The organism is Streptomyces sp. JLYT201, assembly GCF_059448825.1.
Genome location: NZ_CM182551.1, coordinates 5,426,138 through 5,443,333 on the forward strand (window position 1 = coordinate 5,426,138; position 17,196 = coordinate 5,443,333).

15 protein-coding genes are annotated in these 17,196 nt (G+C 72.8%); 7 read left to right on the top strand and 8 right to left on the bottom strand.

Annotation, left to right across the window (positions count from 1 at the left end; translation table 11 throughout):
* The first annotated feature begins 104 nt into the window (after window positions 1–104).
* Window positions 105–770, top strand: coding sequence for an HAD family hydrolase (locus tag AC5WAM_RS22740; RefSeq protein WP_495518622.1), 666 nt, complete (start codon window positions 105–107; stop codon window positions 768–770).
* Here AC5WAM_RS22740 and AC5WAM_RS22745 read toward each other — a convergent pair.
* Entirely contained in the window at window positions 734–997 is a 264-nt protein-coding gene (locus AC5WAM_RS22745) for a hypothetical protein (RefSeq protein WP_495518623.1), read from the bottom strand. The genes AC5WAM_RS22740 and AC5WAM_RS22745 overlap by 37 nt on opposite strands.
* Window positions 998–1,206: 209 nt before the next feature.
* Here AC5WAM_RS22745 and AC5WAM_RS22750 point away from each other — a divergent pair, with 209 nt between their 5' ends.
* Window positions 1,207–1,590, top strand: a complete 384-nt coding sequence (locus AC5WAM_RS22750) for a cold-shock protein (protein ID WP_030363393.1) — start codon at window positions 1,207–1,209, stop codon at window positions 1,588–1,590.
* A gap of 103 nt (window positions 1,591–1,693) precedes the next feature.
* Here the strand turns inward: AC5WAM_RS22750 and AC5WAM_RS22755 are convergent, their stop codons facing one another.
* The 4 genes from AC5WAM_RS22755 to AC5WAM_RS22770 all read right to left on the bottom strand — a co-directional run bounded on the left by AC5WAM_RS22755 (window position 1,694) and on the right by AC5WAM_RS22770 (window position 5,335).
* Window positions 1,694–2,551 carry a 1,4-dihydroxy-6-naphtoate synthase gene (locus tag AC5WAM_RS22755; RefSeq protein ID WP_138960377.1) on the bottom strand — a complete coding sequence of 286 codons (858 nt, stop codon included), beginning with the start codon at window positions 2,549–2,551 and terminating at the stop codon, window positions 1,694–1,696.
* On the bottom strand, window positions 2,544–3,284 hold the full coding sequence (locus AC5WAM_RS22760; protein WP_495518624.1) for a futalosine hydrolase: 741 nt from the start codon (window positions 3,282–3,284) through the stop codon (window positions 2,544–2,546). Before AC5WAM_RS22760 ends, AC5WAM_RS22755 begins: the two co-directional genes overlap by 8 nt.
* Entirely contained in the window at window positions 3,248–3,751 is a 504-nt protein-coding gene (locus AC5WAM_RS22765; protein ID WP_366791278.1) for a DUF2771 domain-containing protein, read from the bottom strand. Before AC5WAM_RS22765 ends, AC5WAM_RS22760 begins: the two co-directional genes overlap by 37 nt.
* 198 nt (window positions 3,752–3,949) lie before the next feature.
* Window positions 3,950–5,335: an MFS transporter gene (locus AC5WAM_RS22770; RefSeq protein WP_495518625.1), complete on the bottom strand. Its 1,386-nt coding sequence runs from the start codon at window positions 5,333–5,335 to the stop codon at window positions 3,950–3,952.
* 489 nt (window positions 5,336–5,824) lie between these two features.
* On the opposite strand from AC5WAM_RS22770, the gene AC5WAM_RS22775 reads away from it, so the two are divergent.
* From AC5WAM_RS22775 to AC5WAM_RS22785, 3 genes are all read left to right on the top strand, one after another.
* A complete protein-coding gene (locus AC5WAM_RS22775) occupies window positions 5,825–6,790 on the top strand; it encodes a DUF3027 domain-containing protein (RefSeq protein ID WP_495518626.1) in 966 nt (321 codons plus the stop codon).
* 124 nt (window positions 6,791–6,914) lie between these two features.
* Complete coding sequence (locus AC5WAM_RS22780) at window positions 6,915–10,103, top strand: sacsin N-terminal ATP-binding-like domain-containing protein (protein WP_495518627.1); 3,189 nt, start codon at window positions 6,915–6,917, stop codon at window positions 10,101–10,103.
* A gap of 141 nt (window positions 10,104–10,244) precedes the next feature.
* Complete coding sequence (locus tag AC5WAM_RS22785; RefSeq protein WP_495518628.1) at window positions 10,245–11,072, top strand: calcium-binding protein; 828 nt, start codon at window positions 10,245–10,247, stop codon at window positions 11,070–11,072.
* A 791-nt stretch (window positions 11,073–11,863) separates the two neighbouring features.
* Here AC5WAM_RS22785 and AC5WAM_RS22790 read toward each other — a convergent pair.
* Together AC5WAM_RS22790 and AC5WAM_RS22795 are read right to left on the bottom strand one after the other, a co-directional pair.
* Entirely contained in the window at window positions 11,864–14,266 is a 2,403-nt protein-coding gene (locus tag AC5WAM_RS22790) for an HAD-IC family P-type ATPase (protein WP_138960370.1), read from the bottom strand.
* Window positions 14,267–14,347: 81 nt separating this feature from the next.
* Complete coding sequence (locus AC5WAM_RS22795; protein ID WP_366791285.1) at window positions 14,348–14,623, bottom strand: DUF2530 domain-containing protein; 276 nt, start codon at window positions 14,621–14,623, stop codon at window positions 14,348–14,350.
* Between the two features lie 203 nt (window positions 14,624–14,826).
* Here AC5WAM_RS22795 and AC5WAM_RS22800 point away from each other — a divergent pair, with 203 nt between their 5' ends.
* Complete coding sequence (locus AC5WAM_RS22800) at window positions 14,827–16,275, top strand: NCS2 family permease (protein ID WP_366791286.1); 1,449 nt, start codon at window positions 14,827–14,829, stop codon at window positions 16,273–16,275.
* 65 nt (window positions 16,276–16,340) lie between these two features.
* Here AC5WAM_RS22800 and AC5WAM_RS22805 read toward each other — a convergent pair whose 3' ends face one another.
* A complete protein-coding gene (locus AC5WAM_RS22805) occupies window positions 16,341–16,517 on the bottom strand; it encodes a ribbon-helix-helix protein, CopG family (RefSeq protein WP_138960367.1) in 177 nt (58 codons plus the stop codon).
* Between the two features lie 167 nt (window positions 16,518–16,684).
* Between AC5WAM_RS22805 and AC5WAM_RS22810 the strand changes: the two genes are divergently transcribed.
* Entirely contained in the window at window positions 16,685–17,122 is a 438-nt protein-coding gene (locus tag AC5WAM_RS22810) for a MarR family winged helix-turn-helix transcriptional regulator (protein WP_138960366.1), read from the top strand.
* Window positions 17,123–17,196: the final 74 nt, after the last annotated feature.

Sequence of the window (17,196 nt, forward strand, 5' to 3'; positions counted from 1 at the left end):
GGTCCGCCGCGGAACGGGGCGAAGATTGGTAAGGCTTGGCTAAGAAGCATAAGGGGGTCCGGCCGCCCCGCCCGGGCCACCGGCCCCCCGGCACAATGGGCGCCATGACCTCACGGACTGCACGGACCACCCGGGACGGCGGCGCGCTCACCGTCGGCTTCGACCTCGACATGACCCTGATCGACTCCCGGCCCGGCATCCACGCCTGTTACGTGGCGCTGTCCGAGCGGACCGGTGTGCACGTGGACGCGGACCTGGCCGTGACCCGCCTCGGGCCGCCCCTCGAACAGGAGTTGGCCCACTGGTTTCCGGCCACCGAGGTCGCGGCGACGGCGGAGCTCTACCGTGAGATGTATCCCACATACGCGATCGCGGCGACGCCCGCGCTGCCCGGCGCCCGCGCGGCCGTCGACGCGGTGCGCGCGGCGGGCGGCCGCGCGGTGGTCGTCACCGCCAAGTACGAACCGAACGCCAAGCTCCACATCGAGCACCTCGGCATCGCGGCGGACGCCGTGGTCGGCAACCTGTGGGCGGAGCGGAAGGCGCAGGCCCTGCACGAGTACGGGGCGTCCGTGTACGTCGGCGACCACACCGGGGACGTACGCGGGGCGCGTACGGCGGGCGCGCTCTCCGTAGCGGTGGCGACCGGGCCGTGCGACGCAGAGGAACTGCGCGCGGCGGGCGCCGACGTCGTACTCGGCGATCTGAGCCAGTTCCCGGCCTGGCTCGCGGCTCACGTGGCCGAGCGGCCCGCCGCTGACCTGGCCTGACGCCGCTGCACGGCGATGGAGCGGAACACGCCTGCCCCGGCGATGAGGAAACCCACGCCCATCAGCATGCACACCGCATAGGCCACGGGCGGGAAAGGGTCGCCGCCGAGGAACAGCGGAGCCACCGTGACCAGCGTGGCCACGGCACCGACGAAGAAAACGATCGCGCCAATCCGGACGAGGCCGTCGCCCGGTCCGGTGGAATTCGCTTGGGTTTTGTCACGCACCGGACCAGGGTAGTTCCCAGCGCGAAGGAAGAAACCGGGGACGTCTTGTCACCGGCCCCGGGACCAATAGTCTTGGTGCTGGCGGGTCGTGCGACCCGCTGTAGTGCTATCCAGAGCCGTTTTCGCCCGGCGGACGGGACCGGAGGGTCCACGCCGAAGGCGGCGCGGTGCCGCCGATACGACGACTAGTACGAGGACGAGGACTTCACGTGCCTACCGGCAAGGTCAAGTGGTTCAACAGCGAGAAGGGCTTCGGCTTCCTCTCCCGCGACGACGGCGGCGACGTCTTCGTGCATTCCTCCGTACTGCCCGACGGCGTCGACACACTCAAGCCCGGCCAGCGCGTGGAATTCGGCGTGGTCGCCGGCCAGCGGGGGGACCAGGCCCTTTCGGTGACGCTTCTCGACCCGACGCCGTCGGTCGCCGCGGCCCAGCGCCGCAAGCCGGACGAACTGGCCTCGATCGTCCAGGACCTCACCACCCTCCTGGAGAACATCACCCCCATGCTGGAGAAGGGGCGTTACCCCGACAAGGCCTCCGGCGCGAAGATCGCGGGACTGCTGCGCGCGGTGGCCGACCAATTGGACGTGTGACAGGACCCTCGTGGCACGCCGGACGGGCTGGATTTCCAGCCCCTCCGGCGTTTGAGGAGCGGGGGTCTGGGGGCGGAGCCCCCAGGATCAGGAGCCCCCAGGATCAGGGGAACGCCAGGGCCCCCGGGGCCAGGGCCGGTACCAGGCCTTCGGCTGCGGCGCGGGTCAGGAGCCCGCGCACCGCGGCGTAGCCGTCCTCGCCCAGGTCCGCCGTGAACTCGTTGACGTACAGGCCGATGTGCTGGTCGGCCACCTTCGGATCCATCTCCTGCGCGTGTTCCAGGACGTAGGGACGCGAGACCTCGGGGTCGTCCCACGCGGCGCGCACCGACGCCCGCGCGGCGTCCGCGAGCCCCCGCAGCGCGTCCTCGCCGAGGGACCGCTTCGCGATGATCGCGCCGAGCGGGATCGGCAGGCCCGTCGTGGCCTCCCAGTGCTCGCCCATGTCGGCGAGCCGGTGCAGGCCGTAGTTCTGGTACGTGAAGCGCGCCTCGTGGATGACGAGCCCCGCGTCGACCTCGCCGTCCCGCACCGCGGGCATGATCCGGTCGAAGGGCAGCACCACGATCTCCCCGACGCCGTCCGCGAGGACGTCCGCCGCCCACAGCCGGAACAGCAGGTACGCCGTCGACCTCTCGCTCGGCACGGCGACCTTCTTGCCGCTGAGGTCGAGGCCCGGCTCCCGGGTCAGCACCAGCGGACCGCAGCCCCGCCCGAGGGCGCCGCCGCAGGGCAGCAGCGCGTACTCGTCGAGGACGTACGGCAGCACGGCGTACGACACCTTGAGCACGTCGAACTCGCCGCGCTCGGCCATGCCGTTGGTGATGTCGATGTCCGCGAACGTCACGTCGAGCGCGGGCGCGTCCGGCACCCGGCCGTGCGCCCAGGCGTCGAAGACGAAGGTGTCGTTGGGGCAGGGCGAGTACGCGATGCGCAGGGGCCCGGGGGCGGTGTCAGTCATGCCTGTTCCAACTCTCCAGTACGGGCGCGAACTTCCCGAACGCCCCGGTGAGCGCGGCGAGCGCGTCCCCGATGCGCCAGGCGGCCCGGTCGCGCGGGCCCACCGGGTTCGAGACCGCGCGCACCTCGCACACGGGAAGCCCGTGCACGGCGGCGGCCTCGGCGACGCCGAAGCCCTCCATCGCCTCCGCGAGCGCACGCGGATGGCGGGCGCGCAGCCCGGCCGCGCGCTCGGCGGAACCGGTGACGGTCGACACCGTCAGGACCGTGCCCGTCGCGGCGCCCGACACGGCGGCCAGCTCCCGGACGAGGGCGCCGGGCGGCTCGTACGTGACCCGGCCGAAGCCCAGCTCGGTGACCGGCAGGAAGCCGTCGGCGGTCTCGGCCCCCAGATCGGCCGCGGTCACGGCGTCGGCGACGACCAGCGACCCCACCGGCGCGTCCGGCAGGAACCCGCCGCCGATGCCGGCGGAGACCACGAGGCCGTACGGGGTGCCGTGCGCGGCGGCGGTGGCGAGCGCGGCCGCGGTGCCCGCGGCGGCGGCCGCGGGGCCGACGCCGACGGCGAGCACGTCCACGCGGCCGGTGCCGCTCGCGGGGCGGGCTCCGGCGGACAGGCCGGAGGCCACCGCGTCCCGTTCGGCGGGGACCGCGGTGGCCACCAGGACGCGTGGGCCCCGCCCGGTCCCGGTCAGGGTCAGGCGTCCTTGTCCTTCTTCAGCTTGAACGACCACAGGCCCGTGGCCTTCGGCGCGCCGCTCTCGCTCTTGCCGCCCTCGAGGAGGCTGACGATCGTCTTGGAGCCGCCACCGCCGTACTGCTGGTTGAAGAACACGCTGCCCGGGATGACGACGTACGTCTTCTTGCTGGCCTCGGTCAGGGGCTGGCCGTTCATCAGCAGCGTCCAGCCCTTGTCGGCGATCTCCGGGTCGACGCCGAAGCGGACCTTCTCGTCGGGGTCGACGGTGATGGACTTGATGTCCTTCGTGTCCTTCAGGCAGTCCTGTACGGCGGACTGCGTGAGCTCCTTGCCGTCCTTGTAGCAGGAGGCCTCGGAGTGCACGGACTTGCTGCCGACCGTCACGGTGGCCAGCGGCGTCGGCTTGTCACAGGCCGACAGGACGAGCAGTCCGGCGGAGACGGCGCCGAGGGAGGCGACGGCGCGGCGGCTGCGCGCTGAGCGGGGTACCAGGGAGGTCATGGCGGAAGGCTATCTCCTGGCCCCTGGGCCCATACCGGCCGCCCCGCCGGGCCGCCTCCGGCGCGGCCCTCCGCCCCACCGCTACCGCGGCGGGCCTCCCCTCCCACCCGCCCACCCGTGTGACCCGGCCCGGCCCCGACCTGGCGGCTCGCGGCCCGTCGTCCGGCTGCCCGGCTAGGCCAAGACCCTGCGGCTGCCTCACCGGCGGGCCGCCGCCAACAGGCCCCGTACCGTCGGGAGCCAGCCGACCGCCACGATCGCCGCCGCCACGGAGAGGCCCAGCGTTCCGTTCAGGGGGAGGGCGATGCCGATGCCGCCGCCGACCACCCAGGCCATCTGGAGCAGCGTCTCGGCGCGTGCGAACGCGGAGGTGCGCACCGCCTCCGGCACGTCCCGCTGGATCAGCGCGTCCAGCGACAGCTTCGACAGGGCCTGCGCGAAACCCGCGACGGCCGCCAGACAGGCGATGCCCACGGGGCTGTAGAACAGCGCCGCGCACACCGCGACCCCGAGCACCACCGCCACCACGGTCACGATGATCATCTCGGGCGCGCGCGACTTCAGCCACGCCCCGACGGCCGTACCGAGCGCGTTGCCCGTGCCCGCGGCGACCCCGACGACGCCGAGCGACACCGCCGCGCTCTGCCCGCCGAGCGGATGCTCGCGCAGCAGGAAGGCCAGGAAGAAGATCAGGAAGCCGGAGAGCCCGCGCTGCGCGGCGTTGACGGCCAGGCCGTGCGTCACGGCGGGGCCGACCGTCCGCAGGCCGAGGCGGCTCCGGCGGGTCGAGTCCCCGCGGTCCCTGGCGCGGGCCAGCCGCAGGTGCTCCTCGTCCGCCGCGAGCAGCGCCTTGCTCTCGCCCTTCGCCGAGTCCACCTTGCGGGGCAGCGTGAACGAAAGCACGGTCCCGGCGATGAACACCACGCACGCCCCGTACAGCGGCCAGCGCGCCCCGAGCGCCTGCAGCCCCGCCCCGACGGGCGCGGCAAGACCCGTCGCGAGCAGCCCGCTCAACGTCACCCTGGAGTTCGCCTTCACCAGCGAGAAGGCGGGCGGCAGCAGCCGGGGCACCACGGCGCTGCGGACCACGCCGTACGCCTTCGACGCGACGAGCACGCCGAGCGCTGCCGGGTACAGCTCCAGGCCGCCCGTCGCCACCGCGCTCGACAGGATCAGCGCGAGCAGCGCCCGCGCCAGCATCGCGCCCGCCATCGCGGCGCGGCGGCCGTGGGGGAGGCGGTCCAGGAGGGGGCCGATGACGGGGGCGAGGAGCGTGAAGGGCGCCATGGTGATGGCGAGGTAGAGCGCGACGCGGCCGCGGGCCTCGTCGGTCGGCACGGAGAAGAACACCGTGGACGCGAGCGAGATGGTGATCAGGACGTCGCCCGCGCCGTTCACCGCGTGCAGCTCGATCAGCTTGCCCAGGCCGGACTCGCCCGCTCCGTGGGCGTGGGTGGCCTTGCGGATGCCGCGGGCCGTTCCGGTGAACGGCAGGTGCAGCGCGCGGGCCAGCGCACGGGCTGCCCTGCCTGCCGGGCGGGGGGAGTGCAGCCCGTGGGACGACGACGACCTGACGCCAGCCACCCAGTCATAGTGCCCCCTTCCGCCCCCGACTAGTGGCACCTCTCCCGCCCGACGTCCTCCCATGTCGCCCCACCCGCCCGTGACCAGGCACTTTGTCCCACCGGGCGCCCCACATGTTTCCCCCCGCCCACCCGTCCCTTCACCGCCCCTTCAACCACGGACCAGGTACTCCCGCCGTACCGCGCGCCCGCCTTCGCCCGCCGCCGCGCGCCGGACGGGCGGGCGGGAAAACCGGCGCGGTGGCCCCGGTCCCGGCGGCTCGGGGTGGGCGCCGGTGTGGGCCCAGGGGCCAGGAACAGGTAGCGTGCGTAACGCGCCTGCGGCGGAAGCTCTCGGCCGCGCGCCTCATGGCCATCCCGCAGAATGGATGGCGTAGGCGCGCCCGTGACGTCGGGCGCGGACGTCGACGCGGCCCCCTGGTCCGCTCCGTCCGTGCCCCCGCGTAAGGGTGGCGCACCCGTGAGACGGCGTAGGAGAGAAGCGATACCTGTGAGCGCAGCGACAACGCGAAGCCGCACCCAGCGCACCCCGCGTACCCCCGACCGCCTCTGCGCCGAGGCCGTCGGGTTCGCCCGGGCCGCGGCCGAGGAGGCCGCCGCGCCGGGGGTGGTCGGTGAGCATGTCGAGGTCGTCGTGGAGGGCGACCGCGTCGTCACGCATCTCTTCGAGTGCAAGGAGCTGGGCTACCGCGGCTGGCGCTGGGCGGTGACCGTGGCCCGCGCCTCCCGCGCGAAGGTCGTCACGCTCGACGAGACCGTGCTGCTGCCGGGCCCTGACGCGCTCCTGGCGCCCGAGTGGGTGCCGTGGAGCGAGCGGCTGCGCCCCGGCGACATGGGCCCGGGCGACCTCCTTCCGACGGACGCCGAGGACCTGCGCCTGGAGCCCGGCTACTCCGGCGAGGACGCGCCGCCGCCGAACTCCGTCCTGTCGCAGGAGCTGGCCGAGCGCGCCGACGCGGAGTACGCCGACGGCACGGGCGGCACGGACACCGCCCGGGAGGCGGACGCCGCCGCCACCGACGCCGCGCCCGCCCGCGGCTCCCTCGCGGCCCTCGCCGAGGAGCTCGGCATGCGCCGCGCCCGGGTGCTCTCCCGGTACGGCCTGCACACCTCCGCCGACCGCTGGGACGAGGGGTACGGCGCGAAGACGCCGATGGCGCAGGCCGCGCCCGCGTCCTGTGTGAGCTGTGGCTTCCTGGTGCCCATCGGGGGCTCGCTCGGGCAGGCCTTCGGCGTGTGCGCGAACGAGTTCGGTCCCGCGGACGGCCACGTGGTCTCGCTCGCGTACGGCTGCGGCGGGCACTCCGAGGCCGCGGTCATGCCGAAGCCGCCGCGCCCCGCCCCGCCGGTCCTGGACGAGACGAGGGTCGACGAGCTGCCGCTGCGGCCCGCCCCCGACTCGGGCTCGGTCCCGCCCGCGGAACCGGGGGCCAACGAGGACCTGGGCCACTCCTAGCCCCCACGGCTCCGGTGCCTCCACGGCTCCTGCGGCGGGGGCGCGGCCCGAGCCCCCGGAGGGCGCCCGGTGCGGGACGCGATACGGTTCGCCCCCACAGCCAACCGGAGAAGGGCGACGAACCGTGAGCAAGACCGTGCGGCCTGCCACCGAGGGCACCGACCCGTTCGGCACCGCCCGTCTGCGCCGCTCCGTGCTCGAGGCCTGGGCGGCGAGCCCGGCCCGGTTCCGGGAGGACGCCAACGCCGAGGAGGACCTGGCGCTCGGCGGCTACCGCGACCGCCTGGTCGTCGAGCTCGCGCAGAACGCCTCGGACGCGGCCGCCCGCGCGGGCGTGCCGGGCCGGCTCGCGCTCACGCTCCAGGACGGCGTCCTCGCCGCGGCGAACACCGGCGCCCCGCTGGACGCGGCGGGCGTGGAGTCCCTGGCGACGCTCAGGGCGTCCGCGAAGCGGGAGGGCGACGCCCTGCGGCGGACCACCGGACGCTTCGGCGTGGGCTTCGCCGCCGTCCTCGCCGTGTCGGACGAGCCCGCCGTGGTGGGCCGCACCGGAGGGGTGCGCTGGTCCCTCGCGGAGGCCCGCGAACTGGCCGCCGAGACGGCCAGGTTCAGCCCGGGCCTCGGCGACGAGGTGCGGCGGCGCGACGGCCACGTACCGCTGCTGCGGCTTCCCCTGGCGGCGGAGGGCACCGCTCCGGACGGATACGACACGGTCGTGATCCTGCCGCTGCGCGACGTCGCCGCCGAGGACCTGGTCACCCGGCTGCTCGCCGGCGTCGACGACGCGCTGCTGCTCGCGCTGCCCGGCCTGGAGGAGGTCTCCGTCCGCACCCCGGACGGCACGACCCGGGTCCTGCGCCGCTCCACCGACGGCGCGGACACCGTCGTGGCGGACTCCCGGAAGGGCACGACGCGCTGGCGCACCGTCACCCGTGCAGGGGAGCTGGAGGCGCGGCTGCTCGCGGACCGCCCCGTGGAGGAACGCCTCCGCCCGTACTGGCAGCTCACCTGGGCCGTGCCGGTGGCCGACGACGGCACGCCGGGCGCGCCCCGGACGAGCCCGGTGCTGCACGCGCCGACCCCCAGCGACGAGCCGCTCGGCGTGCCCGCGCTGCTGATCGGCACGTTCCCGCTCGACACCAGCCGCCGCCACGCCGCGCCGGGCCCGCTCACGGACTTCCTGGTGGAGCGGGCGGCGGACGCGTACGCCGAACTGCTCGCCGGGTGGCGGCCGGTGACGGAGGCGGTCATCGGCCTGGTGCCGGGGCCGCTCGGCCGCAGCGAGCTGGACGGCGCGCTGCGGCAGGCCGTGCTCGACCGGCTGCCGCGCACCGCGTTCCTGCCGCCCGCCGCGGCTCCGGTGCGCGGGCCCGCCGACGGCCGGGTGCGCGAGCCCGCCGACGAGTGGTCCCAGGACGCGGTCCCCGAGGCGCTGCGGCCGCGCGACGCGGAGGTCGTGGAGGGCGCGGGCGCGGACACCGTGCGGATCCTCGCCGAGGTCCTGCCCAGCCTGCTGCCCGCGGGCCTGGAGCGCCGGGGCGAGCTGCGCACGCTCGGCGTCGCCCGGCTGCCGCTGACCGAGGCGGTCGACCGGCTCGCGGGCCTGGAGCGGGAGCCGTCCTGGTGGCGGCGCCTGTACGACACCCTCGCCGGTGTCGACCCCGACCGGCTCTCGGGGCTGCCCGTGCCGCTGGCGAGCGGGCGTACGACGATCGGGCCGCGCCAGGTCCTGCTGCCCGCGCCGGGGGACGCGACCGCGCCCGCCGCCCTGGCCCGGCTCGGCCTGAAGGTCGCCCACGCGGACGCCGCGCATCCGCTCCTGGAGAAGCTCGGCGCGCTGCCCGCCACGCCCCGCGCGGTCCTGACGACGCCTCAGGTGCGGGCGGCGGTGGCCGCTTCGCTCGACGACGACTCCTGGTACGACGGCCTCGACGAGGAAGCGGGGCTCGCCGCCGACGAGCTCGCCGAGCTCGTGCTCGGCCTCGTCCGCGACGCCGACCTCGCGCCCGGCGACGAGCCCTGGCTCGGCGCGCTCGCGCTGCCCGACGAGGACGGCGAGCCCGCGCCCGCCGGTGAACTCGTGCTGCCCGGCAGCGCGTTCGCCGAGGTCATGCGCGAGGGCGAGCTGGCCTTCGTGGACGCGGACGTCGCCGGGCGGTGGGGCGAGCAGCCGCTGGCCGCCTGCGGGGTCCTCGCCTCCTTCACCCTCGTACGCGCCACGGACGTGGTCCTCGACCCGGACGACCTGGAGCCCCGCGACGGGGACTTCGCCGAGCCCGACGACGCGGGCCTCCTGGACGCGGTCGACGTGTGGTGCGAGGACGTGCTCGACCGGCTTCCGGACACGGCGGTGCCGCCCGTGGCCACGGAGATCGTGGCGGTGCGGGACCTGGACCTGGTGGCCGACGACCAGTGGCCGCGCGCGCTCGCGCTGCTGTCCCGGCCGCCGCTGCGGGACGCCCTCACCCAGCCGGTGCGGGTGCTGCTCCCGGACGGCACGACGGAGAGCGTGCGCCCGTACACGGCCTGGTGGCTGCGCGGCCACCCGGTCCTGGACGGCCGTCGCCCGGCGGGTCTGCGGGCGGCGGGCGGCGATCCGCTGCTCGACGGCCTGTACGACTCCGCCGACGCGGCCGGCTTCGACGACGAGCAGGTGCTGCGCGCGCTCGGCGTCCGGACGTCCGTGGGCGCGCTGCTCGCCGAACCCGGCGGCGCCGCCGAGCTGCTCGACCGGCTCGCGGACCCGGCGCGGACCGTTTCCCCGGCCCAGCTGCACGCCCTGTACGGGGCGCTGGCCGACGTCGACCCGGAGCAGGTCACGCTGCCGGACGAGGTGCGGGCGGTCCTGGGCGGCGAGGGCACGGAGGTCATGTGCGTCGACACCGGGGACGCGGTGGTCGCGGACGCCCCCGACCTGCTGCCGCTGACGGCGGGCCTGCCGCTGCTTCCCGTGGCCCCGTCGCGGGCCGGTGACCTCGCGGAGCTGCTCCAGGCGGAGCGGCTGAGCGCGTACGTGCGGGCGGAGGTGGACCCCGCGTCGGGCGTGGAGCACGAGGTGCCCGAGTCGGTGCGGGTGCTGCTGGGCCCGGCCACCCCGGCGACGTACCGCGAGCACGAGGAGCTCGTCGTGGACGGCGTGGACCTGGAGTGGCGCCGCACCCCCGACGGCACGGTGCACGCCGCGACCGTGGAGGGCGTCGCCGCGGGCCTGTCCTGGGCGGCCCGTCAGTGGCCGCGCCGCTTCGAGGTGGCCGCGCTCCTGGAGGACCCGTCGCGGACGGGCGAACTGGCGAGGGACCGTTGGTTCGACTAGCCCGGCCAGCGGGTTTCATGGAACGTACAACCTTTGGCCATGGATGCGGGTCTGATCTGGGAGTCAACAGACTCCTAGATCGATCGGTCCCCGTGTGACGGCTGCGGCACCACGGGGCCCCTTCCTTCCTCAGGGGAGAACATGCGCATCCGTGCCACCGTGGCCGCCGTCTCCGGCGCCCTGGCCCTGTCCGCCCTCCTGGCTCCGGCCGCGCAGGCCGCGGGGCCGGACATCCTCGCTCTGCCGAAGGACGCCCAGAAGGGTGACACCAAGATCACCAAGGCGGTGGTGAACGGCGGCAAGGACATCGTGGTCGGCACCACCGCCAAGAAGAAGTTCACCATCGCCGTCACCGCGACCGACGCCAAGGGCATCGCGGGCGGCGGCGGTCTCCTGTGGCACGGCCGGAAGTTCGACGAGCAGAACGTCAGCGGCGTGCTCGCCCCGGTCGCCGACGAGAAGTGCAAGAAGCTCAGCGCCACCAGCGCGACCTGCACGGTGAGCATCACGGTGAACCCGAAGGCCTCCTGGGACAAGAACGGCCTCGCCAACCACATGGCGGGCGGCGGCTGGAAGCTCTTCGCCGCCGCGGGCGGCACGGACGACGACTACGTCATCCGCACGGCGTACAAGACGGGCATCCGCCTCAAGCGCGCCGCGAAGCTCACCGTCAACGCCACGCCCGAGCCGGTGAAGAAGGGCAGGACGATCACCGTCTCCGGGGCCCTGACCCGGGCCAACTGGGACACCGGCAAGTACGCGGGTTACACGCAGCAGCCGGTGCAGCTTCAGTTCAAGAAGAAGGGTGCGAGCGGCTACTCGACGCTCAAGACGGTGAAGTCCGATGCCAAGGGCAACTTGAGGACCACCGTGAAGGCCTCGGCCGACGGCACCTTCCGCTATGTCTTCGCGGGTACGTCGACGACCCCGGCCGTCACCTCCGCGGGCGACGCCATCGACGTCCGCTGAACCGCCTCCGTACCGCACCAGCACTCCTGAGGAACCACCCCATGCGCATTCGCACCACCGTGGCCGCCGTCTCCGGCGCCGTCGTCCTGTCCGGTCTCGCCCTCCCGGCCGCCCAGGCCGCCGACACGCACAAGGGCCACACCAAGATCACGAAGGTCGTCGTCAACGGCGGCAAGGACATCGTGCTCGGCACGTCCAGCAAGAAGATCACGATGACCGTCACGGGCACCGACCCGAAGGGCATCAAGGACGGCTTCGTCGCGCTGTGGTACGGCAAGAAGCTCGACTGGAGCCGCCTGGACGGCATGCTGAGCCCGGCGAAGGACCCCCGCTGCACCAAGATCGACGCGAAGCGCGCCACCTGCAAGGTCGTCGTCGTCGCCCACCCCCGCGGGCTCAAGAACAGCACCGCGGGCACGTGGAACGTCGTGGCCGGCCTGCTGGGCAACGGCCGGGCCGAGAACCACGTCATCAAGGAGAAGTACAAGACCGCCCGCGTCCTGCGCGCCGCCAAGCTCACCGCCGACGCCTCCCCGGAGCCGGTGAACAAGGGCGAGACCGTCACCGTCTCCGGCGCCCTGACCCGGGCGAACTGGGAGTCCCGGAAGTACGCGGGCTATGCCGGGCAGTCGGTGAAGCTGCAGTTCAAGGCCAAGGGGGCGAGTGCCTACACGACGGTCAAGACCGTGAAGTCGGGGGCGAAGGGGCAGCTCAAGGCCACGGTGAAGGCGTCCGTGGACGGGACCTTCCGGTATGCGTTCGGGGGGACGTCGTCGACGTGCGCTAGTCCCTCACGCCGCGAAGCGGCGGTCGACCCAGCGGAAGGCGAACTCCGTCGCCGCCGAGGCGACCGCCGCGATCGCGACCGCCGCCCACGGCATCGTCGTCCCGACCAGCTTCAGGGCGAAGAAGTCCTGGAGGTAGGGGATGGTCAGGACCAGCAGGAAGCCCAGGCCCATGGCCGCCACCAGGCAGATGCGCCACCAGGTGTACGGGCGGGCGATGATCGCCAGGACCCACAGCGAGACCAGGAAGAGCGTGAGCGTGGCCGCGCTGGTCTCGGCCTCGCGGGCGCCGTCGCCCACGTAGTGGTGGCGGGCGAGCAGATACGTGGCGAAGGTGGAGAGGGCCGCGATGATGCCGCCGGGCAGCGCGTAGCGCATGACCCTGCGGACGAAGTGCGGCTTGGCGCGCTCCTTGTTGGGGGCGAGCGCCAGGAAGAAGGCCGGGACGCCGATCGTCAGGGTGGACAGGAGCGTCAGGTGGCGCGGCAGGAACAGGTACTCCACCTGGGAGCAGACCACCAGCAGGGCGATGACGACGGAGTAGACCGTCTTCACCAGGAACAGCGTGGCCACGCGGGTGATGTTGCCGATGACCCGGCGGCCCTCCGCCACCACTGAGGGCAGCGTCGCGAAGCTGTTGTTGAGCAGGACGATCTGGGCGACCGCCCGCGTCGCCTCCGAGCCCGAGCCCATGGACACGCCGATGTCCGCGTCCTTCAGGGCCAGGACGTCGTTCACGCCGTCGCCCGTCATGGCGACCGTGTGGCCCTTGGACTGGAGCGCGCCCACCATGTCCCGCTTCTGCTGCGGGGTCACGCGGCCGAAGACGGAGTTGGCGTCGAGCTCCTGCGCCATCGCCGCCTCCTCCTTGGGCAGCTGCCGCGCGTCCACCGTGTTCTCGGCGCCGGGCAGGCCCAGTTTGGCCGCCACCGCGCCCACGGAGACCGCGTTGTCACCGGAGATGACCTTGGCCTGGACGTCCTGCTCCGCGAAGTAGCGCAGGGTGTCGGCGGCGTCGGGCCGCAGCCGCTGCTCCAGGACGACCAGGGCCGTGGGGCGCGCCCCCGCGGCGAGGTCGGGGGCGTCCAGGTCGCCCGCCGCGCGGGCGAGGAGCAGCACGCGCAGGCCCTGGTGGTTGAGGTCCTCGACCTCGTCGAGCGCCGGGTCCCCGGCGGGAAGCAGCACGTCGGGCGCGCCGAGCAGCCAGGTCGAGCTCTCGCCGTCGCTCTCGCTGAAGCTGGCGCCGCTGTACTTGCGGGCGGAGGAGAACGGCAGCGACTCGGTGCAGCGCCACTCCTCGCTGTCGGGGTAGGCGTCGATGATGGCCTGGAGGGAGGCGTTCGGGCGCGGGTCCGACTCTCCGAGGGCGCCGAGGACCTTGCGTACGTAGGTCTCGTCCGAGCCGTTCAGGGGGCGCAGTTCGGTGACGTCCATGCCGCCCTCGGTGAGCGTGCCCGTCTTGTCGAGGCAGACGGTGTCCACGCGCGCGAGGCCCTCGATGGCCGGGAGCTCCTGCACCAGGCACTGCTGGCGGCCGAGGCGGATGACGCCGATCGCGAAGGCCACGGAGGTGAGCAGGACCAGGCCTTCGGGGATCATCGGGACGATGCCGCCGACCGTGTACGCGATCGACTCCTTGAAGTTGTCGTCCTTGACGACGAGCTGGGAGATGACCAGGCCGATCGAGGTCGGGATCATCAGCCACGTCACGTACTTGAGGATCGTGGAGATGCCGGAGCGCAGCTCGGAGTGGACGAGGGTGAAGCGGCTCGCCTCCTCGGCGAGCTGGGCGGCGTAGGCCTCGCGGCCCACCTTGGTCGCCGTGAAGGCGCCGCCGCCCGCGACCACGAACGAGCCCGACATCAGCTTGTCGCCGGGCTTCTTCAGGACCGGGTCGGCCTCGCCGGTCAGCAGGGACTCGTCGACTTCGAGGCTGTCGGACTCGACCGTCTCGCCGTCCACGACGATCTTGTCGCCGGGGCCCAGCTCCACCAGGTCGCCGAGGACGATCTCGGAGGTGGAGATCTCGGCGGCCACGCCGTCGCGCCGGACCGTCGGTTTGGCCTCGCCTATGACGGCGAGCCCGTCGAGGGTCTTCTTGGCGCGCAGCTCCTGGATGATGCCGATGCCGGTGTTCGCGACGATCACGAAGCCGAAGAGGCTGTCCTGGATCGGCGCGACGAACAGCATGATCGCCCAGAGCACGCCGATGATCGCGTTGAAGCGCGTGAAGACGTTGGCCCGGACGATCTCGGCGGTGGAGCGGCTGCTGCGGACCGGTACGTCGTTGACCTCGCCGCGGGCGACCCGCTCGGCCACCTCGGCGGCGCTGAGGCCGGTGGCGCGTCCTGTCGGCGGTGGCACCGGGTGGACCGGATCGAGCTCGGCGCCCGCGTCGATATGCGTCATGCCTTCGACGGTAAGGGGGGATCAGGGGCTTCACCCCTTGAATGTCTGAAAGATCCGACCACGGTAGGAGGGGGTTTGCCCTCAGGTCGCATCCCGTACTGCGGCGGTACGAGAAGCCTCCGCCCGCTTGATGGCCGCCTCGCGCCCCCGCACGTACCAGATGCCGATCAGGCCGAGGCCGCCGCCCGCGAGGCAGGTCCACACCCACCAGGTGGCGTCGCGGTCGTCGAACCAGCCGTAGAACGGCAGCTGGACCAGGAAGAGGACGAACCAGATGGCCGTGCCGCCCGTGATGGTGGCGACGACGGGCCCTTCCAGGGGCTCCGGCGCCTCGTGCTTGGGTGTCCACTTCGCCATGCCCTCAGCTTAGACGGGGCCCCCACCGGCCCTGAGCGCGCTCCGGGACCCCTTGTGCCCCAAGGCTCTACGCGCGGAGATAGCCATTTCACGCTCATGTATTCATACTGAAACGGCTTCTTAATGGCCAGTTGCTTTCGTATGAAGATACAAATTCGCGCAAGCTCGGCTTATCCCGTTCAACAGAGGTCATGAGGTCCCGCATGTCCCCCTCGGCCACCGCTCCGGTCGACGCCAAGCAGCCGCCCCCGAATTCCCCGCAGGGCGGGCTCGACGGGTTCTTCAAGATCTCGGAGCGGGGCTCGACCCTGGCGCGGGAAGTGCGCGGCGGCTTCGCCACCTTCTTCGCGATGGCGTACATCATCGTGCTCAACCCGATCATCCTGGGCAGCGCGAAGGACATGTACGGCCACCAGCTGGACAACAAGCAGCTGGTCACCGCCACCGTGCTCACCGCCGCGTTCACCACGCTGCTCATGGGCGTCATCGGCAACGTCCCGATCGCGCTCGCGGCCGGGCTCGGCGTGAACACCGTGGTGGCGCTCCAGCTCGCGCCCCGCATGTCCTGGCCGGACGCCATGGGCATGGTGGTGCTCGCGGGCTTCGTGGTGATGCTGCTCGTCGCCACCGGGCTGCGGGAGCGGGTGATGAGCGCGGTGCCGCTCGGCCTGCGCAAGGGCATCGCGATCGGCATCGGCCTGTTCATCATGCTGATCGGCCTGGTCGACGCGGGCTTCGTCTCGCGCATCCCGGACGCCGCCCACACCACCGTGCCGCTCCAGCTCGGCGGCGACGGCCACCTCAACGGCTGGCCGGTGCTCGTCTTCGTCCTCGGCGTGCTGCTCACCCTCGCGCTCCTGGTGCGCAAGGTGCCGGGCGCGATCCTGCTCTCGATCGTCGTGATGACGGTCCTCGCCATGATCATCCACGCGGTCGCCGACGTGCCCTCCTGGGGTCTGACGACCCCCGAGTGGCCCGGCAACCCGGTCGCGACGCCGGACTTCGGGCTCGTCGGCGAGATCAGCCTGTTCGGCGGCTTCGAGAAGGTCGGCGTCCTCACCGGCATCCTGTTCGTCTTCACCGTGCTGCTCTCGTGCTTCTTCGACGCGATGGGCACGATCATGGGCATCGGCGACGAGGCCCACCTCACCGACGACAAGGGGAACTTCCCCGGCATCAACAAGGTCCTGTTCGTCGACGGCATCGCCGTCGCGGCGGGCGGCGCCTCGTCCTCCTCGGCCACCACCTGCTTCGTGGAGTCCACGGCGGGCGTCGGCGAGGGTGCCCGCACCGGCTTCGCCAACGTCGTCACCGGCGGCCTGTTCACCGTGGCGCTCTTCCTCACCCCGCTGGCCACGATGGTGCCCTCGCAGGCGGCTACGCCCGCCCTTCTCGCGGTCGGCTTCCTGATCCTGTCGGGCTCGATCGGACAGATCGACTGGAGCGACTACACGATCGCGATCCCGGCGTTCGTGACGATGCTGATGATGCCGTTCACGTACTCGATCACGAACGGCATCGGCATGGGCTTCATCACCTTCACCGTCCTGCGCCTCGCGGCGGGGCGCGGCCGGGAGGTGCCGGTGGCCATGTACGTCGTCTCGGCCGTGTTCGCCTTCTACTACCTGATGCCCGCGCTCGACCTCACCTAGAGCCCCGCGGGCCCCTGAGGCCGCGCGCCGCGTCCGGGTCCCGAGCCCGGGCGCGGCGCGCGGCCTCAGGCGTAGAACCTCTCTGTCTCCTCGACGGACGACTTGAAGCGTTCGTCGAAGTCATCACGGATGAGCGTCCGGACCACGTAGTCCTGGACGCTCATTCCCCTTTTGGCGGCATGCTTCCGGAGCCGGTCGAGCAGCTCACTGTCTATCCGCAGGCTGAGCACTGTCGATGCCATGCCCGCCAGGGTCTCCGTCCCCGGACGGGCGATGGGTGACTTTCCGAATCCGACTCACTCGTTCGGGTGACGAAGGGGTTCCGTGTTCCGGTTCCTGGGCAGGTCCCGCTTCCCGCGCGCGTAAACGCGGTGGTACTTAGCCTGAGTAATGAGTTACTCTAAAGACCATGCCGGACCTCTCCCATGGCGACGACGCCGCCGCCGTGAACTCACTGCGCTCCGCCGTGATGCGCCTCTCCCGTCGACTCAAGCACCAGCGGGTCGACGAGTCGCTGAGCCCCACCGAGATGTCGGTGCTCGGCACCCTCGCCCGCTGTGGCAACGCCACCCCGGGCGAGCTCGCCCGCAAGGAGCACGTGCAGCCGCCGTCGATGACCCGCATCGTCGCGCTGCTCGAAGCCAAGGGTCTGGTGCGGCTCGAACCGCACCCCGACGACCGCCGCCAGAAGGTGGTCACACAGACCGAGCAGGCCGAGACCATGCTCGAGGAGAGCCGCAGAAAGCGGAACGCGTGGCTCGCGCGGCTCACCGAGGAGCTCGACGACGACGAGTGGGCGAAGCTCCGCGACGCCGCGCCCGTGCTGGAGAAGCTGGCCCACCTGTGACCGACTGACCACCGGCACGGCCCCCTCGGGGGCCGTGCCCCTCAGGGCCCCGCGCGGGCCCGGACCGCCAAAGG